A 24,739-nucleotide genomic window follows, 5' to 3' on the forward strand; every position below is an offset into this window, starting at 1 on the left:
AGCGGGGCCAATCGGCGCCGCCTGCCATGCTTGCCCCCTTCCCCTTTGGAATTTGTCCTGACGCTTGTTTTTATTCGACAAATAAATTCTCCCACCGCTGCTGCGAAACATTGAGCGGCGGGATTTCTCATAAACGCTCGTATTTTCCCTTCCTATGCAAATTCGATGGGCAATCATAATTTATTGGCATTGAACATTGTTATTTCTTGGGGCCACTGGGGAAATCGACATGCCACCGCAGATAGCACAACTTTGGCAACGGTTTGCCGAACCGGTACTTGTCGTTGCGAGTGGCATCGGAATCTGGTCCATCCTCGTTTACCTGGACGCGTTCGAGGCTGCTATCGCATTTGCCAAGGCTCATGAGACCTTTGAAGTCGACGAAGCCTTCTTGGCAATTTCCATCATCGGCATCCTCGGGTTCCTCTACAGCATCAGGCATCACGCCCGCCTCAAGGGCGAACTGCACCGACGCGTTGAAGCTGAAAAACGTGCCGCGTGGCTTGCCGAGCATGACGTACTCACCGGGCTGGCGAACCGCCGCCAACTCGCCCAGTTCATTCACGACATCGACAGCCAGCGCGCGAACGCCCAGCCGCGCCTTGCGGTTTTCAGCATCGATCTCGACGGCTTCAAGAGCCTCAACGACCTGCTTGGCCACGCAGCCGGCGACGACCTGCTGATCGGCATGGCGCAGCGTCTCACCACGGCCTTTCCGCAAGAGACCGTGGTCCGACTTGGCGGCGACGAGTTTCTGGTCATCGCCGACCGAGCCCACTTCGACGACCCCGCCGCGACCGCAGGAACGCTTCATGCGGCCATCACCGAGCCGATAACGCTACAGGAAGACGGCAGCGAGATCGGCCTTGGCGTGAGCATTGGCGTCAGCCTCTATCCTGACCACGCCGAGACGCTGCGCGAAACCATCCGCAAGGCCGATATGGCGATGTATGCCGCCAAGCATGGCCAGGACCAGCCAGTGCGGTTGTTCGACGCGAAGCTCGAGGCAAGCATGCGTGAGCAAAAGGAGATCGAGGAACACTTCCTCATCGCGCTCGACGCTGACGAGATCTACCTCGATTACCAGCCGGTGTTCGACACGCAGAGGAACGGGGTCGTCTCGCTGGAGGCGCTGGCCCGCTGGACCAGCCCGAAACACGGCCCCATCGGGCCGGACATTTTCGTCAAGCTCGCCGAGAGTCTCGGGCGCATTCGCGTCATGACCGACCGACTGCTGCGCCGCGCCTGCCACGACGCGCTGTCATGGCCGACGGCGGCACGCCTGTCCTTCAATCTGTCGCCAGCGGAACTGGCGGACCGGCATTGCGCCAGCCGCATCCTCAACACCCTGAGCCAGGCCGAATTTCCGCCAACGCGCCTGGAGATCGAGTTGACGGAAACCAGCGTGTTCGAAACCAACGAAGACGCCGTGCGGATACTGACCGCCCTGCGAGACGCCGGAGTCGCCATCGTCATCGACGACTTCGGTGCCGGATACGCCAATTTCAGCCGCCTGAGCGCGCTGTCCTTCGACAGTTTCAAGATCTCGCCGCGCCTGATCCAGCAGCTTGACGACGACCCGCGCTGTCGCGAGATCGTACGGACAATCCTCGACCTGGCCAATCGTCTCGGCGTGCGCGCGATCGCGGAAGGGGTCGAGACAGAACGCCAGCGCGAGATCCTGCGCTCCCTCGGCTGCACCCTCGTTCAGGGCAATATCTTTTCCCCGCCAGTCGCGGCCCTGGCCGCGCCCGAGCTTCTGCGGGCATTTCCGCAGGTTTGAGCCTACCGCCCGTCCAAAGAATGTTTTTTTATGTTTTTTATGTCATTTTGTACAATTCATTCACAAGATCTCCAACAACGACTTGCCGGTCATGACCGGTTCAGCCCGCTTAACTCCGCGACTTTCCGTCAAGATTGATCAGAAGCTGCGTGTCGGGCGCGCGAGCGTTATGGAAAATCCTGCCAAATGGTGTAATTCTTCCCGATAGAGGGAGAAAACGCACAAATGGATAGCTTTGCGTCCGTGCTGGCAGAAGCCATCGGACTGATCCTTGCCGGCGACGCGGATCTCATTGAGATCATCGCGCTGTCGTTGCGCGTGACGCTCACGGCTGTCGCGATCTCCTGCCTGATCGGGCTGCCGTTTGGGGCCTGCGTCGGTGCCTTTCGCTTTCCTGGCCGGGGAACGCTCACCGTCCTGCTCAATTCCCTGATGGGCCTGCCGCCTGTCGTCGTCGGCCTCCTTGTCTACCTCTGCCTGTCGGCGGCTGGCCCCTTCGGCTTTCTCCGTCTGCTCTACACGCCAACAGCGATGGTCATCGCCCAGACGATCCTGGTCACGCCGATCGTCGCCGCGCTGACCCGGCAGGTCGTGGAAGATCTCTACGGGGAGTACGCCGAACAGTTCGCCTCGCTCGGCGTTGGCCCGGCGAGCCGTGTCACGGCGCTTCTATGGGACGCGCGCTATGCACTGATCACAGTGGCGCTCGCCGGTTTCGGGCGCGCCGTCGCCGAGGTCGGCGCCGTGATCATCGTCGGCGGCAACATCAACCATGTCACCCGCGTCATGACGACCACGATCGCGCTGGAAACCTCGAAGGGCAATCTCGAGCTGGCGCTGGCGCTCGGCGTAGTGCTGCTTGCCATTGCCGTCGCGGTCAACGCGCTGGTGATGGCGCTAAAGGCCTCCGCCGCGAGGTCCGCCTATGCCTGAGGCAAGCCTGCACAGGATCCCCGGCGCACACGGCCAGACAACGACGCCATCCGACCCAGCTTTGCTGGAAACCCGGGACCTCGCCTTTCGCGCCGGCACTCGAACGCTCGTCGACAACGTCGACCTGAGCATCGCCGCCGGTCGCACAACCATGATCATGGGAGCCAATGGCGCGGGAAAAAGCCTGCTTCTGCGTCTCGTTCACGGGCTGATCGCACCGACCTCCGGCGAGATCGCGTGGCGCGGACGACCGCTCGACCGCGCTGCCCGCGACGCGCAGGCCATGGTGTTCCAGCGCCCGGTCATGCTGCGCCGCTCGGTCATGGCCAATCTTGCCTTTGCGCTCGCTGTTCGCGGCATTCGTGGTCGGGAACGGGCGGAGCGCATTCGCCAGGCGCTTGAGCAGGCCAACCTCTCCGAGCTCGCGCGCCAGCCAGCCCGCGTGCTCTCGGGAGGCGAGCAACAGCGGCTGGCGGTGGTGCGCGCGCTCGCCTGCGACCCTCAACTCCTGCTTCTCGATGAGCCGACGGCGAGCCTCGATCCGGCGTCAACGCTTGCCATCGAGGACCTGGTGCGTGGCGCGCGCGCACGCGGCGTCACCGTCGCCATGATCACCCACGACGTCGGCCAGGCCCGGCGCCTGGGCGACGACGTCGCCTTCCTGCACGGCGGCCGGCTGGTCGAGACCGGCCCGGCCGAGCGCGTGCTCACTTCGCCGCGCAGCCCCGCTGCGCGCGCCTGGCTCGAAGGCCGACTGGTCCTCGATCCTCCTGCAGCCCAAGCAACCCGAAACGAAGGATAGTCCAGATGTTCAGACGCCATTTCCTTGCACTCGCCGCCACCGCGATCGTTGCCGCCAGCCTTGCCGCTCCGGCCCAGGCCGAGGACAAGTTCATCGTCGTGCAGTCCACCACCTCGACGCAGAACTCCGGCCTGTTCGACTTCATGCTGCCGAAGTTCACGGAAAAGACCGGCATCGAGGTTCGCGTCGTCGCCGTAGGCACCGGCCAGGCGATCAAGAACGCGGCCAATGGCGACGGTGACGTGCTGTTCGTCCACGCCAAGCCGGCCGAGGAGAAATTCGTCGCCGCCGGCGACGGCGTGAAGCGCTTTGACGTGATGTACAACGACTTCGTCATCGTCGGCCCGGCGTCCGACCCGGCCGGCGTCGCCGGCTCCAGCGACGTGACCGCCGCCCTCAAGAAGATTGCCGAGAGCAAGGCGCCGTTCGCCTCGCGCGGCGACGACAGCGGCACCCACAAGGCGGAACTGCGTCTGTGGAAGGCAGCCGATGTCGACGTATCCAAGGCCTCTGGCGACTGGTACCGCGAGACCGGCTCCGGCATGGGAGCGACGCTCAACACCGGTACCGGCATGGGCGCCTATGTGATGACCGACCGTGCCACCTGGATCTCCTTCGGCAACAAGGGCGACTACAAGATCGCCGTCCAGGGCGACGACAAGATGTTCAACCAGTACGGCATCATTCTGGTGAACAAGGAAAAGCACCCCAACGTGAAGGCCGACCTCGGCCAGACCTTCGTCGACTGGGTGATCTCCGACGCGGGCCAGAAGGTCATCGCCGACTACAAGGTCGACGGCGAGCAGCTCTTCTTCCCGAACGCCAAGGCCGGCAGCTGATCTCAAAGCCTTGTCGATGACAGCCGGCGCGGCGCGATCCGCGCCGGCATCTCCCCTGCCTCGCGACATGCCCCCGCCAGACCCTCGCCCGCACGGGCGTCCGTCGCAGGCCATTTCCGCAAGCCGCATCGGCCTTGCCCAGCGCCTCCACGGACGGCTGCGGGCACCAGACGCGGGTGAAACGGGCAACAGGCAACTCGATATAGACGGGTTCACGACTTTGTGATCGCCCTCCAAACACATTTTTGCCTCACCTGCGACACATTTTCGCCTGCCGTGGAACTTTCGCCTTTTCATGGCGTTAATACCCTGAGCGCGGCACTTCCTAACGGAACGTTACGTAAAGACCATCCGTTTTGTGATGCGCGTTACGGTTCCGTCAGAGGATTTCGTGGAGCATCATCCCTGTCGAGATTGGAATGTTCCGACGGAGTAACCAAATCTTAACGACATGAGTTCCCGGCGATTACGGACGCAAAGACCTCCGGACCGCCCTGCCTTGGGAGGCGAGAATGTTTGACATCGCAAGGACGACGTCGCGCATCGCCATAGCAGCGATCCTGGCGTCCGGGCTCGCCGCACTGCCCGCTCTCGCGCAAACGAGCGAGACATCAACCCGCGCGGCGGGTGTTGCGGCGCAGGTTGCCGATTTTTCAACGGATGCCGCCTCCGCCAAGGGCGACCGGGAGACCTTCCTCATTCCCGAGGATCGGCTGGCCGTGACGCTTGGCACGCCCGGCGGGGCCGCAGCCAACGACGAGAATTCCTATGCCATCTGGGTCGGCGAGGTCGAGCGCGACGGACGCAAGGCCGTGTGGGTCGAGCTTATCGACGACTATGGCGAGGTGATCTACGACAGCGAGGTCGCCCACAACGAGACGCATCTTCTCCCCGACGGCCGCGCCGTCGTGGTGCGGGCGCTGGCCGATCCCGACTCGGTCGCCACGACCGTCGCCAAGGCAGACCAGTCCCGCGTCGCGCCCGATGCACGCCTCGTCGTGACCCGCCGCGTGGTCAACGATCCCGAGCTTCAGACGGAGATCCAGTTCATCGAGGAAAAGCCCCGCGAGGAGCAGTCCACGATGATGCGCATCGCAACCTTCGGCCACACGGTCTGGTCGAGGATCGTCGCCAGCCTGAACTTCGCGGCGGATAGTGTCGTCGTCGCCTGGAACTGGATCACAGAGCCGTTCCGCGCCTGACGAACCGGTTTGGTGCGCAGATATCCGTCGCCGCCCCCGGGGCGGCGGCGTTTTTCATGGCACGTCGTTTTCCGGCTTCGCACCGCGTCGGCACTCCTGGCTGCCGAACACCTTGGCTCTCACATTCACGTGAACGCAAAAACCACTAATCCATCAAAGGCAAACGACCGTATCACCGGGTAGAAACAATCGCACCCGGATCCCGTCACGCATGCCTTCACCCGATACCTCCTCGCCGCTTCTTGTCTGGTTTCGCGACGACCTGCGGACGGATGACAATCCGGCTCTCGCCGCCGCCCTTTCGGATGGCCGGCCGGTGATCGGATTCTATCTCCTCGACGAGGTGTCCGAGGGCGTGCGCCCCTTCGGCGGAGCCTCGCGCTGGTGGCTACACCATTCCCTCTCAGCGCTTGCCGAGCGACTGACGCGGATAAATGTTCCGCTGGTTTTGCGGCAAGGCGGCGCGCTCGACGAGGTTCCCCGGCTTGCCCGTGAGGCCGGGGCCAGCGGCATCGTGTGGAACCGCCGCTACGAGGCCGCAGCGATCCGCCTGGACGCGGCGCTCAAGAGCACCTTGCGCGCGGACGGGCTGTCCGCGGAGAGCTTCAACGGCGCGCTCCTGGTCGAGCCCTGGGAGGTCGCAACCAAGGCGGGAGCCCCCTACAAGGTGTTCACCCCGTTCTTCAAGGCCCTTGTTGCCCGAGGAGAGCCCGCGCGCCCGCGCGCATGCGACGAGCGCTCGGGAAGTTCCGTGCCCGTATCCGTGCCGCACTCCGACGAGCTGGGCGCCTGGAACCTCCTGCCTTGCGCCCCCGACTGGGCCGGTGGATTGCGCGAGACATGGACCCCGGGCGAGGACGGCGCAAAGGCCCGGCTTTCCGATTTCCTCGACATCCGGCTTTCCGGCTACGCGGAGCATCGCGATGCGCCGGGCAAGGCAACGACGTCGCGTCTTTCGCCGCATCTGCGCTTCGGCGAAATTTCCCCGCGACGGATCTGGCACGCCGCCGCCTTTCATGCCGAAACGGCCGGGGAGCCCAACACCAGGACGGCGCTTGCGAAATTCCAGGCAGAACTCGGCTGGCGCGAGTTCTCCTATCATCTGCTCTTCCATTTCCCCACACTCGACAGGCAGAACTTCCAGCCCCGCTTCGACGGCTTCCCGTGGAAGCGGGATGCGGGTGCATTCGCCGCCTGGACGCGGGGGCGGACCGGCTATCCGCTGGTCGACGCGGGCCTTCGCGAACTCTGGCACACGGGCTACATGCACAACCGCGTGCGCATGGTCGCCGCCTCCTTCCTGGTCAAGCACCTGCTGCTCGATTGGCGCGAGGGCGAGGCCTGGTTCTGGGACACGCTGGTCGACGCCGACCCCGCCAGCAATCCTGCGAGCTGGCAATGGGTGGCCGGATCCGGTGCCGATGCAGCTCCCTACTTCCGCATCTTCAACCCGACCGGACAGGGGGAGAAATTCGACCCCGAGGGCCACTACACCCGCAAATGGGTGCCGGAGCTCGCAGCCCTGCCGAACAAATTTCTTTTCCGCCCGCATGAGGCACCCGCGGAGGTGCTTGAAAGCGCGGGCGTTCGTCTGGGGGAGACCTACCCCCGACCCATCGTCGATCACGGCAAGGCGCGGCAACGCGCGCTTGATGCGTTCGAAACCCTGAAAACCGCAGAATAGCGAAAACAAAAAACCGGAGGGAAGCCAGCATGCGCATTGCCGTCATCGGATCGGGCATTGCCGGGAACAGCGCCGCCTGGGCGCTCGCCGAGCGCTATGACGTGACGCTCTACGAACGGCGCAACCGTCCGGGCGGGCACAGCGCCACCGTCGACATCGACTATGACGGCACCCCCCTTTCCGTCGACACCGGATTCATCGTCTACAACGAGCTGACCTATCCGAACTTCACCGCACTTCTCGAGCACCTGGGGGTGGCGAGCGAGGCCAGCGACATGAGTTTCGCCCTGTCGCTCGACGGGGGGGCCTGCGAGTGGTCCGGCTGCAACCTGAATACCGTCTTCGGCCAGCGTCGCAACATTTTCTCCCCGCGCTTTCACTGGATGCTGCGCGAGGTGCTGCGCTTCAACCGGCAGTGCCTTGCCGATCGCGCCGCCGGCCATCTCGCCGGCCTGTCGCTGGCCGACTATCTCGGCTGGCGCCGCTTCTCACAGGGTTTCGCCCGCAACTACCTTCTGCCGATGGGAGCCGCCATTTGGTCGACACCGCCGGCGGAAATGCTCGCGTTCCCGGCGGAAACGCTCGTCGCCTTCTTCGAGAACCACCGGCTGGTCCATACTGACCGCCCCGTCTGGCGCACGGTCTCCGGCGGATCTCGCTCCTACGTGGAGCGGCTTGTCCAGCCGCTGGGCAACCGGCTACGCCTGGGCACCGAAGTGAAACGGGTGTGGCGCGCCGCCGGCAAGGTGCATGTCGTCGACGCCTCGGGCAACGAAGACGTGTTCGACCGGGTCGTGATGGCCTCCCACACGGACCAGACGCTCGCCATGCTGATCGACGCAACCCCGGAGGAGCGCAACATCCTTTCGGCCGTGCCCTATCGCTCCAACCGCGTCTACCTGCACCGCGACCCGGCGCTGATGCCGAGGCGCAAGCGCGTCTGGGCGTCCTGGAACTATCTTGCCTCCAGCGCCCCGGGAGCAGACAGCCGCGACGTGTCGGTGAGTTACTGGATGAACAGGCTTCAGAACCTTCCCGCGGACAAGCCCCTCTTCGTCAGCCTCAATCCGCCGGAAGCCCCACGCGCGGATCTCGTCTTCGGCACCTATACGTACGACCATCCCCAGTTCACCCGTGACGCCATGGCCGCCCAGCGCGCCCTCGACCAGATCCAGGGAGAGAACCATATATGGTTCTGTGGCGCATGGTGCGGCTACGGCTTTCACGAGGATGGCCTGAGGGCAGGTCTCGACGTGGCTCGCGCCATCGGCTGTGACATTCCCTGGCGCGTCGACCACGACGGCCGGGCACAACCGGCCGAGGCGGCCGAGTAAGGCAGACCGTGAACACAGGACGCCCCCCGACGACAATGGAGATGAACGGCCCACCACCCGCCGCCGCAGCATCTCTGTATCCGGGCCTCGTCATGCACCAGCGGATGAAGCCCTTCGGCCACCGCTTCTCCTACCGGGTATTCTCGGTGCTGGTCGATCTCGACCGGCTGGACGAGGCGGGCCGGCAATCGCGCTTCTTCTCCGTCGACCGGGCAAATCTCGTCTCGTTCCGGCAGCGCGACCACGGCCCGCGCGACGGCTCGCCGCTGCGCGCGCATGTTGATGGTCTCCTTGCCGCCCAGGGCCTGCGCGAGCGGGCGGCAAGGGTGCTTCTGCTCACCTATCCTCGCGTATTTGGCTATGTGTTCAATCCGATCTCGGTCTACTTCGCCCTCGACGGCGACGGGCGAACCATGGCCGTGATCTACGAGGTGCGAAACACCTTCGGCGACTTGCACACCTATGTCGCCCCGGTCGCCGCCGGCGAGGCAGGCCCCGAGGGGATCCGCCAGGTTCGTGCCAAGCTGTTCTATGTCTCGCCGTTCGTCGACATGGCCCAGACCTACCGGTTCCGCGTCCTGCCCCCAGGCGACGCGGTCCGTATCCGGATCCTGGAGATTGATGGCGAAGGCCCTCTCCTTGCAGCCAGTTTCGCCGGTCGCCGGCGCCCGCTGACCAGCGCCGCCCTATGCGCGCTCTGCTTGAAAATTCCGTTCATGACACTCAAAGTAATAGGAGGCATCCACTGGGAGGCCCTCAAGCTTTGGTTGAAAGGAGCGCCGTTCCACTCACCGTCGAAGCGTCATCGCGGTCCCGCGCACCCCTCGCGAAGCTGACCGCTGCCCACGCCAGACGTGCCTTCTTGACGAGGTCTGATCATGTCGACTGCAATCTCTCTTACGCAGGACAATGCCCGCACGGCACTCGCCGGACTGCCACGCCTTGCCCGCCTCGGTCTTCGGGTGGCGCTTCAGCTGCGCGTCGGGTCGCTTGCCATCGAGACGCCGGAAGGCCGGCGCTTCCTCATCACAGGAGCAGAACCCGGTCCGAACGCGGATGTGACCATCCATTCCTGGAGCTTCATCAAACGCCTGATAAGCGGCGCCGACGTCGGCGTGGGCGAGGCCTATATGGCCGGGGAATGGACAAGCACCGACGTCACCACGTTTCTGGAGCTCTTCTGCCACAACCGCGATGCAACCATCGACATGCTGCGTGGCAGCCCGGTATTCCGCATGGTGACGCGGCTGCGTCACTGGCTGAACCGCAACACGCGCTCCGGATCCCGGCGCAACATTTCCGCCCATTACGACCTTGGCAACGCCTTCTACCGTGAATGGCTCGACCCCTCGATGACCTATTCCTCGGGACTGTTTGACGGCGGGGTCAACGATCTGGAGCAGGCGCAGCGGCGCAAGTATGCCTCCCTCGCCGAGGAGGCCGATATCCGCCCGGGGCACAGCGTTCTGGAAATCGGCTGCGGCTGGGGCGGGTTCGCCGAGTTCGCCGCCCGCGAGATCGGCGCCAATGTCACCGCGCTCACCATCTCGCGCGAACAGTTCGACTTCACCTGCAAGCGCATCCACGAGGGCGGCCTGGCCGACAGAGTGACGGTGAAGCTGCAGGACTATCGCGATGAAACAAGCCAGTACGACCGGATCGCCTCCATCGAGATGTTCGAGGCGGTTGGCGAAAAATACTGGCAAACCTATTTCGGCAAGGTGGCCGAATGCCTGAAGACGGGCGGCCGCGCCGGTCTGCAGATCATCACCATCCAGGACCAGTATTTCGAGGATTACCGCCGCACGCCGGACTTCATCCAGCGCCACGTCTTTCCCGGAGGCATGCTGCCACCGCCGGGGCGGCTCACCGAGCTCGGCGAGCGAACGGGGCTGACGCTCGCGGCCCAGAAGATCTTCGGTGTCGACTACGCGCGCACCCTGGAGGTCTGGCGGCACCGCTTCTGGTCCGCCTGGCCGCGCATCCGCCAGCTCGGCTTCGACGATCGCTTCAAGCGGCTTTGGGAGTTCTACTTCCATTACTGCGAGGCGGGCTTCCGGTCCGGCAACATCGACGTGCGGCAGATGATCTATGTGAAGCCCTCCTGACGTAAGGAGGTCATGACAGCACGCTCTACGACCGTATCTTGCAAGCAGCCGACGCCAAGGGCGTCGGCATCCAGCCTTTGCCGCTGCCGATGAGCCGCTCAACGAATGGCGGCCTCACGCGCGGCGCCCTCGCCGCCTACGCCGGGCCGGCGCTGCCGCTCGCAGCGCTCACGCTTCCGCTCTACGTCATCCTGCCGAGCTTCTACGCCGGCACCGTCGGCTTGTCGCTCGGCCTCGTCGGCGTCATCCTGCTTGGCGTGCGCCTGTTCGACGCCCTGTCGGACCCGATCGTCGGGCTTCTTTGCGACCGTTTCTCTCCACCGCTGGGACGCCGGCGCGGCTGGTTGCTCCTCGGCTCCGTCCCAGCCGCCGTTTCCGCGTGGATGATCCTGACGCCGCCGCCGGGAGCAGGTGGGCTCTATCTGGCGGGCTGGGGTCTGGCGTTATCACTTGGCTACACCGCCACCGTCATCCCCTATTCCGCCTGGGGCGCGGAACTGGCCGAGAGCTACCACGAGCGCAGCCGCATCGCCGCCGCGCGGGAAGGGATGGTACTTGCCGGAACGCTGGTCGCAGTGTCCTTGCCGGCGCTGTTCGACGGGATGCGGCTTGGCGGCACGCCCGAAGCGCTCGGCACGCTCGGCCTGCTCGTCGCCGTCGGCCTACCCGGTCTGTCGCTCGTCGCCGTGGCACGCCTGCCCGAACCGGCCGAGGCGACGCGCCGGCCGCCCCGCTTCCGCGAGGGACTGCGCCACATCCGGGAGAACAAGCCGTTCCTGCGCCTGCTGGCAGCCTTTGTCGTCAACGGCTTCGCAAACGGCCTTCCAGCAACGCTTTTTCTCTTCTTCGTCGCGAGGGTTCTCGAGCGGCCCGACCTTCAGGGCGCCTTTCTCTTCCTCTATTTCCTGTGCGGGATCGCGGGCGTGCCAATCTGGCTGGCGGTGTCGCGGCGCACCGGCAAGCACAAGGCGTGGTCCCTCGCCATGCTCGGCGCCTGCGCGATCTTCATCCTGGTGCCCATGCTCGGCCCCGGCGACCTTCTCGCCTTTTCCGCGATATGCGTCTTGACCGGCATCGCGCTCGGTGCCGACCTGGCGTTGCCGGCCTCGATCCAGGCGGATGTCATCGATGTCGACCGGCTCTCCTCGGGAGCGCGCCGGTCGGGGCTCTATTTCGCGCTCTGGGGTCTTGCCACCAAGCTGTCGCTCGCCCTTGCGGTCGGCGTCGCCTTTCCCCTTCTCGACCTCGCCGGTTTCGAAAGCGGAGGCGCCGGGCCAGAAGGCCTTGGTGTTCTGGTTGCGCTCTACGCGGTGGTCCCGGTGCTGCTGAAGCTCGCAGCGATCGCGCTCATGTGGCGCTTCCCCCTCGACGAGACCGCACAGGCTGCACTGTCAACGGCGCTGCGGGAGCAGGAGTGCCAAAGGGATGCGTCGTAAGCTGTTTCAGGATCGTCCGCGCTTCGACCAGCCGGTCGTGCGGGCCACAAGCGGGAAATAGAGGAAGTCGGGCAGCAGGCGCATCAGCTTGAGCTTCCACGTGAAGCTTGCGGGGAAAGCGATCTCGAACCTTTCCGGCTGGTTCAACCCCTTCGCATAGGCCTGCGCGGCGTCCTCCACATCCATGAGGTCCGGCATCGGAAAGGGGTTGCCCTTCGTCGCCGGCGTGTCGACAAACCCGGGCGAGATCACCTGAAGCGTGATGCCCAGACGGTCGAGATCAAACCGCATGGCCTCGGCAAGGTTGATAAGCCCGGCCTTTGTCGCGCCGTAGGCTGCGGATGTGGGAAGCCCCCGGTAGCCGGCGACGGACGCGGTGATGGCGATCTGCCCCTTGCCGCGTGGCTTCATCGCCGCGATCAGCGGCACAAGGGCATTGGCCGTGCCGCCCAGGTTGACCGCAAAGGACGTGTGGAAGGCGTCGAGGTCGGGATCCGTGCCGTCAACGGGCAGATATACGCCGGCATTGAGCACACCGAGCGCGATCGGTCCGAATGCCGTCTCAATCTCCCTGACCGTCGCCGCCACCGCTGCGGCATCGGTGACATCGCAGGGAAACGCCCGGATCACGCCGACGTGCGCCTGCCCCTGCTGCTCGATCTCCAGCAACCGGTCGTGAGAACGCGCGCTGATCGCCACCTTCCACCCCTGCGCCGCCAGCAACCTGGCGAGCGCCGCGCCAATGCCCGAACTTGCTCCGGTGATCCAGGCGACACCGTCGGCCGGCGTCGCTGCGCGTCGTCGAGCAGCGCCTGTCATCATGGTCGTCTCCTTCCGAAGAGTTGACGCCCCGGCCCGGCATCCTATCCGGTGGCCAGACAAAGGCTCTTGCAGACAATACGCAAGCGCGCGCAAAAGGTTTGCCCGCATGGCGTGATTTCAGAGCAAGCAAGCAGGCTCCGGGGATCAGCCGCGAATGAAGGGAGCAAAGAAACGCCCGACCGGCCCTGTCAGCCGCAGGCTACCCTCTGTGACGGCGAAGCAGAGACAATCCTCGCCCTCGTCGGCAATCGGTCGGTGATCCACGTCGTCGTCAGCATAAGCGACGTCACCGCGTACGAAATGACCGTCGAGATCGCTGAAGCCCCCCTCAAGCACCAGCGTCAGCTCGGTGCCGTGATGGGTGTGCGTGGGCATCGCCTGGCCGGCGCGAATCCACAAAAGGCTGGCGACGCAGCCATCCTCCTCCGCGACGCGATACTCGCGAAATCCCGGCAGGCGGGTTTTCCAGGGCAGGGCCTCGACATCGCGGCCGATAAAATCGTGGAGCGGAGCAGGAAGCCGGGTCGGCTCCGCAATCAGCAGGTCGCCCGGCGCAGCGGCGGGAGCAGGCGGGAGACTGAGGATCGAGGCCAGCATGCCGTCGCGATCCGACAGAGCCATCGGCGCGATATCATCCAGCATCCGCCCACCGGCCGTCTCCAGGTCGCGCACGAAACCGCGGTTGTCGGGAGACAGGTCAAGGTGAGAGCGGACAAGAAGGCGCGCGGGCTCAGCGAGCGTTCCCGCGACATAGGCCGCCAGCAGCGCATCGAAGAGTTGCTGTCTTTCGTCCATTCCCATCGACACCTTCGCTGACATGCGCTCCCAGTCTGGCGGTTCCGGCGTGCCGCCTCGGCCTTCCGGCGTCGGAAGCCCGTGCGACCGCGCCAGGCAGGGCCGCTGGCGACGCTTGGGACGTGTCGTCCCGCGTCCTGACCGCCTCTCCCGCCAAGCGCATTTGAGGCTTTCTTAGCCTGTGTTACGGGGCTTCGCCATATCTGGATCAGCCCGACGCAATCAAAATTCGCACGAGTACGGCGGCTTTCGCGCAAGATCCGTTTCGCCCCGCGCCCACCGAAGAGAATGATTTTCGACACCCACGGCGGATTTGGTGGCATGCGCCTTGAAGCCCTTCGGGCACGCGCCTACCCTTCTCGAGACCGCGTCTAGCCTGCTCCCATTCCCCACAACCGGAACGAAAAGACACATGGATATCAGGAACTCCGTGATCGAAGCGATCGGCTCGACGCCGCTCATCCGGCTGAACCGCGCTTCGCAGATGACCGGCTGCGAGATCTATGGCAAGGCCGAGTTCATGAACCCGGGCCAGTCGGTCAAGGACCGCGCCGCGCTCTACATCATCAAGGATGCGGTTGCCCGGGGCGAACTGAGGCCCGGCGGCGTCATCGTCGAGGGAACCGCCGGCAACACCGGCATCGGCCTGGCCCTGGTGGGCAATGCGCTCGGCTATCGCTCGGTGATCGTCATCCCCGAGACGCAGAGCCAGGAGAAAAAGGACATGCTCCGGCTCGCTGGCGCGGAGCTCGTCGAGGTTCCCGCCGCCCCCTACAAGAACCCCAACAACTACGTGAAGCTCTCCGGCCGCCTCGCCGCCGAGCTGGCCCGCAGCGAGCCGCACGGCGCGATCTGGGCCAACCAGTTCGACAATGTCGCCAACCGCCAGGCCCATATCGAGACGACGGGCCCGGAAATCTTCGAGCAGACCGACGGCAAGGTCGACGGCTTCATCTGCGCCGTCGGCTCGGGCGGCACGCTGGCCGGCGTCGGCATGGCGCTGAAGGAGCGCAACAAGAACATCAAGATCGGCCTCGCCGATCCGATGGGCGCGGCACTCTACAACTATTACGCACACGGCGAACTCAAGGCGGAAGGATCCTCGATCACCGAAGGGATAGGCCAGGGACGCATTACAGCGAACCTCGTGGACGCGCCCGTCGACATGCCGTTCCAGATCCCGGACGAGGACGCCGTCGCGATCGTCTTCGACCTGCTGGAGAACGAGGGACTGTGCCTTGGCGGCTCGTCCGGGATCAACATCGCCGGAGCGATCCGCATGGCCCGCGAGATGGGACCGGGCCATACCATCGTGACAATTCTCTGCGACTACGGTACGCGATATCAGTCGAAGCTTTTCAACCCGGAGTTCCTGCGCGAGAAGGGCCTTCCGGTTCCTTCCTGGATCGAGCGGCGCAGCGAGATCCGGCCCCCTTACGAGGACGCCTGACGCCTTGGAGCAGACCGTGGTGCATGACGTTGGCCTCTTCGAGACCATCGTCGCCAATCTGGAAATCATAGCAGCGCTGACCCTGGCGCTCTATGCGCTCGCCGCGGTCTGCGCGGTGCGGGAGGTTCTGTATTCGCGCACAGCGCAAGGCTCCATTGCCTGGCTGCTGTCGCTGCTGTTCCTGCCCTTTCCGACGGCTTTCCTCTATCTCGTCTTCGGCTGGAAGCGGTTCGAGGACTATGCGGAGGTACGGGAATACGCCGGCCGGGCGACACGCGCCGCCCGGGCTCAGGAGCTGCATGTCTCCGATGCCAGCACCAGCACGAGCTGGCCGGTGCTCACCCATATCGCCCAGATCCCGTTTCTCGGCGGCAACAAGGTCGACCTGCTGATCGACGGCGAGGCAACGTTCGCCTCCATTATCGAAGGCATCTCCCGCGCCAGACACCAGGTGCTGGTGCAGTTCTTCATCGTTCGCGACGACCGCATCGGCACGGCGCTCGCCGATGCCTTGATCGAACGCGCACAGGCCGGCGTCGTGGTTCACCTGCTCTATGACGATGTCGGCAGCAAGAGCCTGAGCAACCGCTACATTCGCCGACTGGAAGAGGCCGGGGTCGAGGTCGCCGGCTTCAATCAGCGACACAAGTGGTTGCGCGTCACCGGGCCGATGCGCCTCAACTACCGCAACCACCGCAAGATCGTCGTTGTCGACGGCATCGATGCCTGGGTCGGCGGACACAATGTCGGCGACGAATACCTCGGCCGCGACAAGGCATTCGGTCATTGGCGCGACACCCATGTGCGCGTGTCGGGGCCGTCGGCGGTGGCCTGTGCGCTGTCGTTCAGCGAGGATTGGCACTGGGCCACCGGAAGCCCGATCCACCTCCACTTTCCAAAACAGCTCGAGCGGCACGGCGACGAGCCCGTCCTGGTCATGCCGACAGGTCCGGCCGATACGCTGGAAGACTGTTCCGTCGCCTTTTCCGAGGTGATCGCCCGCGCCCGCGAGCGGCTCTGGATCGTCAGCCCCTATTTCGTGCCGGAACAGGCGATGCAGACCTCCCTGCTCGCTGCCGCGATGCGCGGCGTCGACGTGCGCATCCTACTTCCCGAGAAAGCCGACCACAGGCTTGTCTGGCTGGCGAGCTACGCCCATGCCGACGACATGACCGAGCACGGCATCAAGGTCTATCGCTACCGCGCCGGCTTCCTGCATCAGAAGGTCGTTCTGGTCGACGATACGCTGGCGAGCGTCGGCACAGTCAATTTCGATGCCCGCTCCTTCCGCATCAACTTCGAGATCACGCTCTGGTTCACCCATCAGCGCACCATCTCGAACATCGCGAAGATGCTCGAGCGCGACTTCGCCAATGCGGTCGAGACCACGCCGGAAGACCTCGACAGGCGCTCGCTCGCATTCCGTTTCGTCGCCCAGGCGGCGCGCCTCTTCTCCCCCATCCTGTGACGTTGCGGGAGCCGCGCGACGGCGCTTGCCCCGGTTGATTGCCGGCAGCGATCGGCTAGGCTGGGCGCCTTCACGGAATCACTCAGGGATCCCTTCTTCCATGACCGACCTGCTCTTTCGCGACGACGCCTATCTGCGCAGCTGCGAGGCGGAAGTCACCGCGATCACTGATCGCGGTGCCATCCTGCTCGACCGCACGGTCTTCTACGCGACGGGCGGCGGTCAGCCGGGCGACAGCGGCGAGATGGAGCTTGCCGATGGCAGCAGGATCACCATCGCCACGGCGGTCTATGGCGAGGACCGCACGCAGATCGTTCATGTGCCGGCGGAAGGCCAGGCGCTTCCCGCCGTTGGCGACAAGATCGTCCTGCATCTCGACTGGGCGCGCCGCTACAAGCTGATGCGGGTGCACACCGCCCTGCATCTGTTGTCCGTCGTGCTGCCCTATCCGGTGACGGGCGGACAGATCGGCGAAGGCGACGGCCGTCTCGACTTCGATCTTCCGGAGTTCCCGATGGAGAAGGAAGAGGTCGCCGCGCGGGTGAACGAGATTTCCGCTGCCGACCACGCGGTCACCACGGACTGGATCACCGACGAGGAGCTTCTTGCCAAGCCCGAGATGGTCAAGACCATGAGCGTCAAGCCGCCGATGGGATCGGGCCGGGTGCGCCTCGTGCGCATCGGCGACGTCGATCTCCAGCCCTGCGGCGGCACCCATGTGACGCGCACCTCCGAGATTGGCCCGATCGTCGTCACCAAGGTCGAGAAGAAGGGGCGCCAGAACCGGCGCGTGCGCATCCAGCTCGCCGACTGAGGCCTCTTTCCGACCGCCGTTTTCTGCCCCTTGCACCAGGAGCGTTCATGTCCACTTCCCCGCTTGTCTCCACCGACTGGCTTGCCGAGAAGCTCGCCTCGCCCGATCTCGTCGTGGTCAACGCCTGGCTGCCGCCCCTGCTCCAGCCGGACGCAAAGCCGGAATACGCCTCGGGGCACATTCCCGGCGCCGTCTTCTTCGACGTGAACGCCATCAGCGACCCGAAGAGCGACCTGCCGCACATGCTGCCGCCGGCGCATATCTTTTCCTCGATGATGCGGCGGCTTGGCATCGGCGACGGGCAGACCATCGTCGTTTACGACGGCATGGGGCTCTATTCGGCCGCGCGGGTGTGGTGGATGTTCCGCGCCATGGGTGTCGAGCAGGTCTTCGTGCTCGACGGCGGCCTGCCGAAGTGGACGGCGGAAGGGCGCGAGACCGAAGAGGGCCACCCCGGTCCGCGCGGCGAGCGGCACTTCACGGCGCGGCTCGACAATTCGCTTCTGGCCGACACCGACAAGGTTGCCCGCGCGCTGGCCGCCGGGCAGCAGGTTCTCGACGCACGCCCGCGCGGACGCTTCATCGGCACCGATCCGGAGCCGCGTGCCGGCCTGCGCAGCGGGCACATGCCGGGCGCCCGCAGCCTGCCCTCGAGCGAGGTCATCGCCGACGGACGGCTCAAGCCCGCCGAAGAGCTCGCCGCCGCCTTCGCCGCGGCCGGCATCGACCGCTCGAAGCCGATCACGACCACCTGCGGATCCGGCGTGACCGCCGCCATCCTGTCGCTGGCGCTGGCCGTGACCGGACAGCCCCAGTCGGCCGTCTATGACGGATCCTGGACGGAATGGGGCGGGCGCGACGACACCGAGGTCGTGACGGGAGACGCGTGAATGGCCAGCGACATCGAGATTGCCCGCGCCGCGAAGATGCAGCCGATCACCGAGATCGGCGCCCGGCTCGACATTCCCGCCGACGCGCTCGACAGCTATGGCGCGACAAAGGCGAAGGTGCGCGCCGATTTCATCGCCGGGCTCGCCGGACGGCCCGAGGGCAAGCTCATCCTGGTCACGGCGATCAATCCGACGCCGGCCGGAGAAGGCAAGACCACGACGACGGTCGGCCTCGGTGACGGGCTCAATCGCATCGGCAAGAAGGCGGCGATCTGCCTGCGCGAACCCTCGCTCGGCCCCTGCTTCGGCATGAAGGGCGGGGCTGCCGGCGGCGGCCGTGCCCAGGTGGTTCCGATGGAGGACATCAACCTCCACTTCACCGGCGACTTCCACGCCATCACCTCGGCGCACAACCTTCTCGCCGCGCTGATCGACAATCACATCTACTGGGGCAACGCGCTGGAGATCGACACCCGCCGGATTACCTGGCGGCGGGTGATGGACATGAACGACCGGGCGCTGCGCCAGATCGTCACCTCGCTCGGCGGCGTGTCCAACGGCTTCGCGCGCGAATCCGGCTTCGACATCACCGTCGCCTCGGAGATCATGGCGATCCTCTGCCTTGCCTCCGACCTCGCCGACCTGCAGCGCCGCCTCGGCGACATCGTCATCGGCTACCGCCGCGATCGCACGGCGGTGACCGCGCGCGATCTCGAGGCCGACGGCGCCATGACCGTTTTGCTCAAGGAGGCGATGCAGCCGAACCTGGTGCAGACGCTGGAAAACAATCCCGCCTTCGTCCATGGCGGGCCTTTCGCCAACATCGCCCATGGCTGCAATTCGGTGATCGCCACGAAGACGGCTCTGAAACTTTCCGACTACGTGGTCACCGAGGCCGGGTTCGGGGCGGATCTCGGTGCGGAGAAGTTCTTCGACATCAAGTGCCGCAAGGCCGGCTTGTCGCCGGATGCGGTCGTCATCGTCGCGACCATCCGCGCGCTCAAGATGAACGGTGGCGTCGCCCGCGAGGATCTGGCCAAGGAGGACGTCGAGGCGCTGACGCGCGGCGCGGTCAACCTCGGACGCCACATCGAGAACCTGCGCCTGTTCGGCATGCCGGTGGTGGTTGCGATCAACCACTTCGTCACCGACACGGAAGCCGAGGTCGCCGCCGTGAAGACCTACGCGCAGACCCAGGGCGTGGAGGCGATCACCTGCCGGCACTGGGCGCAGGGATCGCTCGGCACGGAGGATCTGGCGCGCAAGGTGGTGGAGGTCATCGACGCGGGCGAAGCCCGTTTCGCTCCGCTCTATCCCGACGACATGCCGCTCTTCGCGAAGATCGAGGCGGTGGCCAGGCGCATCTACCGCGCCGGCGAGGTGGCCGCCGACAAGTCGGTCCTCGACCAGCTCGCGAAATGGGAGGCCGACGGTTTCGGCCACCTGCCGGTGTGCATGGCCAAGACCCAGTATTCCTTCTCCACCGACCCCGCTCTTCGCGGTGCGCCGGAGGGGCACGTCGTGCCCGTGCGCGAGGTACGGCTGTCGGCCGGCGCCGGTTTCATCGTCGCGATCTGCGGAGAGATCATGACCATGCCGGGCCTGCCCCGGGTTCCCGCCGCCAACCACATCCGCCTTGACGAGGCCGGACACATCGAGGGACTTTTCTAGGAAAATCGGGACGGGAGGCCCGCACCCGGCATCCCGCCCCGCTCCCTGTCGCACAGGCGACCGCGCATGTCGCATTGGAGATATCGACGCGGAGCAACGCATCCCACAGTACTTGAAGGAGCAGATGGCCACCCTTCGATGAAGTGGAGCAGCGGATGTCCGGGGAAGACGAACTCGATCTCAGCGCGCTGTCCGACGAGGAACTCGTCGAACAGATGCACGATGATCTCTACGATGGCCTCAAGGACGAAATCGCGGAAGCGGTCAACATCCTGCTGGCACGAAGCTGGACGCCCTACGACATCCTGACGAAGGCGCTCGTCGAGGGCATGCGCATCGTCGGCGTCGACTTCCGCGATGGCATTCTCTTCGTTCCGGAAGTGCTCATGTCGGCCAACGCGATGAAGGCCGGCATGTCGATCCTGCGGCCGCTTCTGGCCGAGACCGGCGCACCCAAGGTCGGCAAGATGGTGATCGGCACCGTCAAGGGCGACATCCACGACATCGGCAAGAACCTCGTCTCGATGATGATGGAGGGCGCCGGCTTCGAGGTGATCGACATCGGCATCAACAATCCGGTCGAGGCCTATCTGGCGGCGCTCGAGGAGCACAAGCCGGACATTCTCGGCATGTCGGCCCTGCTGACCACCACGATGCCCTACATGAAGGTGGTCATCGACGCGATGGTCGAGAAGGGCATCCGCGACGACTACATCGTCATGGTCGGCGGCGCGCCGCTCAACGAGGAATTCGGCCAGGCGGTCGGGGCCGATGCTTATGGCCGTGATGCCGCGGTGACCGTGGAGATGGCCAAGGACCTGATCGCCCGCCGGCACAACCAACTGGCGGCGCGCGCCGGCTGAGGCCCCGCCATGGGCAGGCGAGCGGACAGTTCCAGAGCTGCACCGCCCGCGCTCCTGCGCGAGCGGGTGCTCGTTATCGCCTGCGGGGCGCTGGCCAACGAGATCCTCGCCATCACACGCGCCGACGGGCTCTCCCATGTGGACCTGCAATGCCTGCCGGCGCAGCTTCATAACCGCCCGGAAAAGATCCCCGAGGCGGTGCGCCGCGCCATCCACACCGCGCGCCACAGCTATCGCTACATCCTCGTCGGCTACGGCGACTGCGGCACCGGCGGCCTCCTCGACAAGGTGCTGGCCGAGGAGGCGGTGGAACGCATCGAGGGCGCCCATTGCTATGCCTTCTTCGCCGGTCTCGACGTCTTCGCGACGGAGGCCGACGCGGAGCCGGGGACCTTCTATCTCACCGACTTCCTCGCTCGCCATTTCGAGAGCCTGGTCATCCGCCCGCTTGGCCTCGATACGCACCCTGAACTGCGCGACGCCTATTTCGGCAACTACACCCGCCTGCTCTATCTCGAGCAGGTGGCGGACGCGGAACTCCTGGAGCGGGCGCGCCGGGCAGCCGAGCGTATCGGCCTCGCCTTCGCGCACCGCCCCACCGGCTACGGAATGCTGGCGACGACGATCTCGCGCTTTGCCTCCTGAGCAGGGCCGGACGGCCGGAACCGCCGCCAGTGTTGCCCTCCCGCCCTTGCCCCGGTCGTTTGTTCCTGGCTAGAACGCATGCGCGACTTTGCAGGGACAAGCAGCATGACCAACCATTTCGAAACGCCCTTCAAGGGCAAGCTGCTCAGCGAGCAGGTCACCAACCCGAACATCACCGTCGGGCGCTACAGCTACTATTCCGGCTACTACCACGGCCATTCGTTCGATGACTGCGCCCGCTACCTGATGCCGGACCGTGACGACGTTGACCGGCTCGTCATTGGCAGCTTCTGCTCCATCGGCACCGGCGCCGCCTTCGTCATGGCCGGCAACCAGGGCCACCGCAACGACTGGATCTCGACCTTTCCGTTCTTCTTCATGTCGGAGGAGCCAGCCTTTGCCGAGGCGGAGAGTGGCTATCTGCCGGCAGGCGACACGGTCGTCGGCAACGACGTGTGGATCGGTGCGGAAGCGATGATCATGCCCGGCATACGGATCGGCGATGGTGCGATGATCGGCGCGCGCGCGCTCGTCACCAGGGACGTCGCCCCCTACAGCGTCGTGGCCGGCAACCCGGCCCGCGAGGTCCGCAAGCGCTTCGGCGAGGAAGAGATCGCCATGCTGCTGGAGATGGCATGGTGGGACTGGCCGCTGGAGCGCATCAGGAGCGAGATGCGCGCACTCTGCTCCGGCGACGTCGCCGGCGTCCATGCTCGCTGGAAGGCGGGCGGCTGAAACTGCCCGCCCCCTGTCACCAGGCGACCAACGCCCCGGAAACACCGTTTCCGGGGCGTTCGCACATCAAAACGGTGCGTTTTTCTCAGCCCCGCGCGCCCGGATACAAGCTCGCACCCGCCCGATACTTGACCGCCAAGAAGAACGCGCGCCCTACCCTGTCGTTTTCAGGATTTCCAGTGTCGTGTGTGCACCGATGATTTGGCCGACGACAGGCATCATGATCGCAGAAACGGACGCGGAGACGCGCGGCGCGGAGCGACTTCATGGCGCAGAAAGTCCTTGTATTCTGGAGGGATATTCCAGCTCAGGTGATCGTGCGCGCGGGACGGAAGTCCGCCCGGCGCGAGCTCCCCGAACGCTTCATCCAGGCCATTGACCGCTGCGCCATGCGCGTCGGGGCGAAAGACAGCGACGCCTATCTCGCCGAATGGCGGCGAGCCGATCCGGTAACGGTCGGCGACGACCTCGAGAGCGAGGCAGATGCCGCTCTGCTGGACATTCTTGCGCTCTACCCCGGGGACCGGCTCGCCGGTCTTGTCGCCGCCGAGGGCCGCGAGACGACCGGAGCCACACCTTCCACCCAAGACAGCGCGGACGCCTGACATGCCGGATAGCCGACTGACCATGCAGGGGCGCTTCGCCGCCTCGACCGAAATGTCGCCGCGCCAGGTGGTCGACAAGCCGGAGCTTCTCGACCTCGCGCCCGTCGGCACGCGGGTCTATCTCACCGACCTCGGCTCCGTCGGCGAGGACGACATCGTGCGGGCGGCGCGGCTGCTTCGCGACCGCCGTCTCATCGCCGTGCCGCATATGGCGGCGCGACGTTACCCGAGCCTTGCCGCCTTCGAGACGCGCATCCGCAGGTTGACCGAAGAGGCCGGTGTCACCGAAGTTCTGGCGATCGCCGGCGAGGCCCCCTCGCCCGGCCCGCTCGCCTCCTCCGTCTCCCTGCTGGAAACCGGGCTCTTTGATCGCTGCGGCATCCGCCGGATCGCCGTCGCCGGCCATCCGGAAGGCGCCCCCGACATTCCGCCCGAGACGATCCGCGCCTTCCTCATGCGCAAGCACGAGATCGCCGCCGGTTCCGACGCGGAATTCCGCATCGTCACCCAGTTCGGTTTCGATCCGCAGCGGGTCAATCTCTGGCTCGACGAGATCGCGGGCTGGGGCAACCGCTTTCCGGTCCACATCGGCATCGCCGGCCCGGCGAAGATGACGACACTGGTCAAATACGCGGCCTTTGCGGGTGTCGAGAACTCGCTCTCCTTCCTGAAGAAGCGCGGCGGCGCGGTCGTGTCGATGCTGTCGGGCTACGATCCCGAGACGATGGTTCGCCCGCTTGAGGCGCGCATCAGGAGCCGGCCCGACTGCCGTCTTGCCCAGATCCACGTCTTTCCCTTCGGTGGCCTGACAAAAACGGCCGAATGGCTGCGCACGCGCGGCAGCTGGCCATTTCAGCCCTGTGCGTCGACGTCCCTTTCCGCGGAGATCGCCCAATGACCCGGACCCTTGTCGCCTCGGCCACCCGCGAGGCCATCATCGGCTTCGACCAGCCCTTCTGCGTCATCGGCGAACGCATCAACCCCACCGGACGCAAGAAGCTGGCCGCCGAGATGATCGCCGGGGACTTCTCCACCGTCGAGAAGGACGTGCTGGCCCAGGTTGCCGCCGGAGCGACCATGCTCGACGTGAATGCCGGCGTCACTGCGGTCAATCCGAACGAGACCGAGCCGCCGCTGATGGTCAAGACACTGGAGATCGTTCAGGGCCTCACCGACCTGCCGCTTTCCATCGACAGTTCGGTGACGGCGGCGATCGAGGCCGGTCTCAGGGTCGCCAAGGGGCGGCCGCTCGTGAATTCGGTCACGGGCGAACTGGAAAAGCTCGAGGCGATCCTGCCGCTGATCAAGAAGTACAATGTGCCGGTGGTTGCCATCTCCAACGACGAAACCGGCATTTCGGAAGACCCGGATGTGCGCTTCGAGGTGGCGCGCCGGATCGTGCAACACGCCGCCGACTACGGCATCCCCGCCCATGACATCGTCGTCGACCCGCTGGTGATGCCCATCGGGGCCATGGGAACCGCCGGGCAGCAGGTGTTCCACCTGCTGCGCCGCCTGCGCGAGGAACTCAAGGTCAACACCACCTGCGGCCTGTCCAACATCTCCTTCGGCCTGCCGCATCGGCACGGCATCAACGCCGCCTTCATCCCGATGGTGATCGCCGCCGGCATGACCAGCGCCATCATGAACCCCTGCCGGCCGCAAGAGATGGAAGCCGTACGCGGGGCCAATGTGCTCACCGGTGCGGATCCGAATTGCGGCGAGTGGATCATGACCTACCGCGACCACAAGCCGGGGGCCGACGGCGCGGCCTCCGCCTCTACCGGCGCCGCATCCGGCGGTCGACGGGGCGGGCGCGAAGGGCGCCGGCGCGCACAGCTGTAGCGGCGGCTCCGGGCG

General features: G+C 65.5%; 23 protein-coding genes. 21 read left to right on the forward strand and 2 right to left on the reverse strand.

Going from position 1 to position 24,739, the window contains the following annotated elements; genetic code table 11:
• The first annotated feature begins 196 nt into the window (after positions 1-196).
• The 10 genes from ACSLUQ_RS09230 to ACSLUQ_RS09275 all read left to right on the forward strand — a co-directional run bounded on the left by ACSLUQ_RS09230 (position 197) and on the right by ACSLUQ_RS09275 (position 12,121).
• Positions 197-1,783: a putative bifunctional diguanylate cyclase/phosphodiesterase gene (locus tag ACSLUQ_RS09230; protein WP_461808332.1), complete on the forward strand. Its 1,587-nt coding sequence runs from the start codon at positions 197-199 to the stop codon at positions 1,781-1,783.
• Between the two features lie 225 nt (positions 1,784-2,008).
• A complete protein-coding gene (locus tag ACSLUQ_RS09235; RefSeq protein ID WP_417773851.1) occupies positions 2,009-2,716 on the forward strand; it encodes an ABC transporter permease in 708 nt (235 codons plus the stop codon).
• Complete coding sequence (locus ACSLUQ_RS09240; protein ID WP_461808333.1) at positions 2,709-3,518, forward strand: ABC transporter ATP-binding protein; 810 nt, start codon at positions 2,709-2,711, stop codon at positions 3,516-3,518. The genes ACSLUQ_RS09235 and ACSLUQ_RS09240 overlap by 8 nt, the downstream gene beginning before the upstream one ends.
• A gap of 5 nt (positions 3,519-3,523) precedes the next feature.
• Positions 3,524-4,357, forward strand: a complete 834-nt coding sequence (locus ACSLUQ_RS09245; RefSeq protein ID WP_417773853.1) for an ABC transporter substrate-binding protein — start codon at positions 3,524-3,526, stop codon at positions 4,355-4,357.
• Between the two features lie 512 nt (positions 4,358-4,869).
• Positions 4,870-5,559: a hypothetical protein gene (locus tag ACSLUQ_RS09250; protein WP_461808334.1), complete on the forward strand. Its 690-nt coding sequence runs from the start codon at positions 4,870-4,872 to the stop codon at positions 5,557-5,559.
• Between the two features lie 211 nt (positions 5,560-5,770).
• On the forward strand, positions 5,771-7,243 hold the full coding sequence (locus tag ACSLUQ_RS09255) for a cryptochrome/photolyase family protein (protein ID WP_461808335.1): 1,473 nt from the start codon (positions 5,771-5,773) through the stop codon (positions 7,241-7,243).
• Positions 7,244-7,272: 29 nt separating this feature from the next.
• Complete coding sequence (locus ACSLUQ_RS09260) at positions 7,273-8,577, forward strand: NAD(P)/FAD-dependent oxidoreductase (protein ID WP_417773856.1); 1,305 nt, start codon at positions 7,273-7,275, stop codon at positions 8,575-8,577.
• 35 nt (positions 8,578-8,612) lie between these two features.
• On the forward strand, positions 8,613-9,413 hold the full coding sequence (locus ACSLUQ_RS09265; RefSeq protein ID WP_461808336.1) for a DUF1365 domain-containing protein: 801 nt from the start codon (positions 8,613-8,615) through the stop codon (positions 9,411-9,413).
• A gap of 42 nt (positions 9,414-9,455) precedes the next feature.
• Positions 9,456-10,685, forward strand: coding sequence for a class I SAM-dependent methyltransferase (locus tag ACSLUQ_RS09270; RefSeq protein ID WP_461808337.1), 1,230 nt, complete (start codon positions 9,456-9,458; stop codon positions 10,683-10,685).
• 38 nt (positions 10,686-10,723) lie between these two features.
• Positions 10,724-12,121: an MFS transporter gene (locus tag ACSLUQ_RS09275; protein WP_461808338.1), complete on the forward strand. Its 1,398-nt coding sequence runs from the start codon at positions 10,724-10,726 to the stop codon at positions 12,119-12,121.
• A gap of 6 nt (positions 12,122-12,127) precedes the next feature.
• Here the strand turns inward: ACSLUQ_RS09275 and ACSLUQ_RS09280 are convergent, their stop codons facing one another.
• Complete coding sequence (locus tag ACSLUQ_RS09280) at positions 12,128-12,943, reverse strand: SDR family NAD(P)-dependent oxidoreductase (protein WP_461808339.1); 816 nt, start codon at positions 12,941-12,943, stop codon at positions 12,128-12,130.
• Between the two features lie 144 nt (positions 12,944-13,087).
• The gene (locus ACSLUQ_RS09285; RefSeq protein ID WP_461808340.1) at positions 13,088-13,738 is read right to left on the reverse strand and encodes a ChrR family anti-sigma-E factor; all 651 of its coding nucleotides are present in this window, start codon (positions 13,736-13,738) and stop codon (positions 13,088-13,090) included.
• Between the two features lie 412 nt (positions 13,739-14,150).
• Here ACSLUQ_RS09285 and ACSLUQ_RS09290 point away from each other — a divergent pair, with 412 nt between their 5' ends.
• From ACSLUQ_RS09290 to ACSLUQ_RS09340, 11 genes are all read left to right on the forward strand, one after another.
• Positions 14,151-15,188: a cysteine synthase A gene (locus ACSLUQ_RS09290; protein ID WP_417773861.1), complete on the forward strand. Its 1,038-nt coding sequence runs from the start codon at positions 14,151-14,153 to the stop codon at positions 15,186-15,188.
• Positions 15,189-15,192: 4 nt separating this feature from the next.
• Entirely contained in the window at positions 15,193-16,656 is a 1,464-nt protein-coding gene (gene cls, locus ACSLUQ_RS09295; protein ID WP_461808341.1) for a cardiolipin synthase, read from the forward strand.
• A gap of 100 nt (positions 16,657-16,756) precedes the next feature.
• Positions 16,757-17,470, forward strand: a complete 714-nt coding sequence (locus tag ACSLUQ_RS09300; RefSeq protein WP_417773863.1) for an alanyl-tRNA editing protein — start codon at positions 16,757-16,759, stop codon at positions 17,468-17,470.
• 47 nt (positions 17,471-17,517) lie between these two features.
• A complete protein-coding gene (gene sseA / locus ACSLUQ_RS09305; protein WP_417773864.1) occupies positions 17,518-18,360 on the forward strand; it encodes a 3-mercaptopyruvate sulfurtransferase in 843 nt (280 codons plus the stop codon).
• Positions 18,361-20,031, forward strand: coding sequence for a formate--tetrahydrofolate ligase (locus tag ACSLUQ_RS09310; protein ID WP_461808342.1), 1,671 nt, complete (start codon positions 18,361-18,363; stop codon positions 20,029-20,031).
• 155 nt (positions 20,032-20,186) lie between these two features.
• Positions 20,187-20,894 (forward strand): corrinoid protein, encoded by a 708-nt coding sequence (locus tag ACSLUQ_RS09315; protein ID WP_417773866.1) that lies wholly within the window; start codon positions 20,187-20,189, stop codon positions 20,892-20,894.
• Between the two features lie 9 nt (positions 20,895-20,903).
• Positions 20,904-21,539: a DUF1638 domain-containing protein gene (locus tag ACSLUQ_RS09320; RefSeq protein ID WP_461808343.1), complete on the forward strand. Its 636-nt coding sequence runs from the start codon at positions 20,904-20,906 to the stop codon at positions 21,537-21,539.
• 105 nt (positions 21,540-21,644) lie between these two features.
• Positions 21,645-22,274, forward strand: a complete 630-nt coding sequence (gene catB / locus ACSLUQ_RS09325) for a type B chloramphenicol O-acetyltransferase (RefSeq protein ID WP_417773868.1) — start codon at positions 21,645-21,647, stop codon at positions 22,272-22,274.
• A gap of 266 nt (positions 22,275-22,540) precedes the next feature.
• Positions 22,541-22,879, forward strand: coding sequence for a virulence factor (locus ACSLUQ_RS09330; protein ID WP_461808344.1), 339 nt, complete (start codon positions 22,541-22,543; stop codon positions 22,877-22,879).
• Between the two features lies 1 nt (position 22,880).
• Complete coding sequence (locus tag ACSLUQ_RS09335) at positions 22,881-23,777, forward strand: methylenetetrahydrofolate reductase (protein WP_461808345.1); 897 nt, start codon at positions 22,881-22,883, stop codon at positions 23,775-23,777.
• Positions 23,774-24,724 (forward strand): methyltetrahydrofolate cobalamin methyltransferase, encoded by a 951-nt coding sequence (locus ACSLUQ_RS09340; RefSeq protein WP_417773871.1) that lies wholly within the window; start codon positions 23,774-23,776, stop codon positions 24,722-24,724. Before ACSLUQ_RS09335 ends, ACSLUQ_RS09340 begins: the two co-directional genes overlap by 4 nt.
• Positions 24,725-24,739 lie beyond the last annotated feature (15 nt).

This window comes from Stappia sp. ICDLI1TA098 (genome assembly GCF_054880955.1).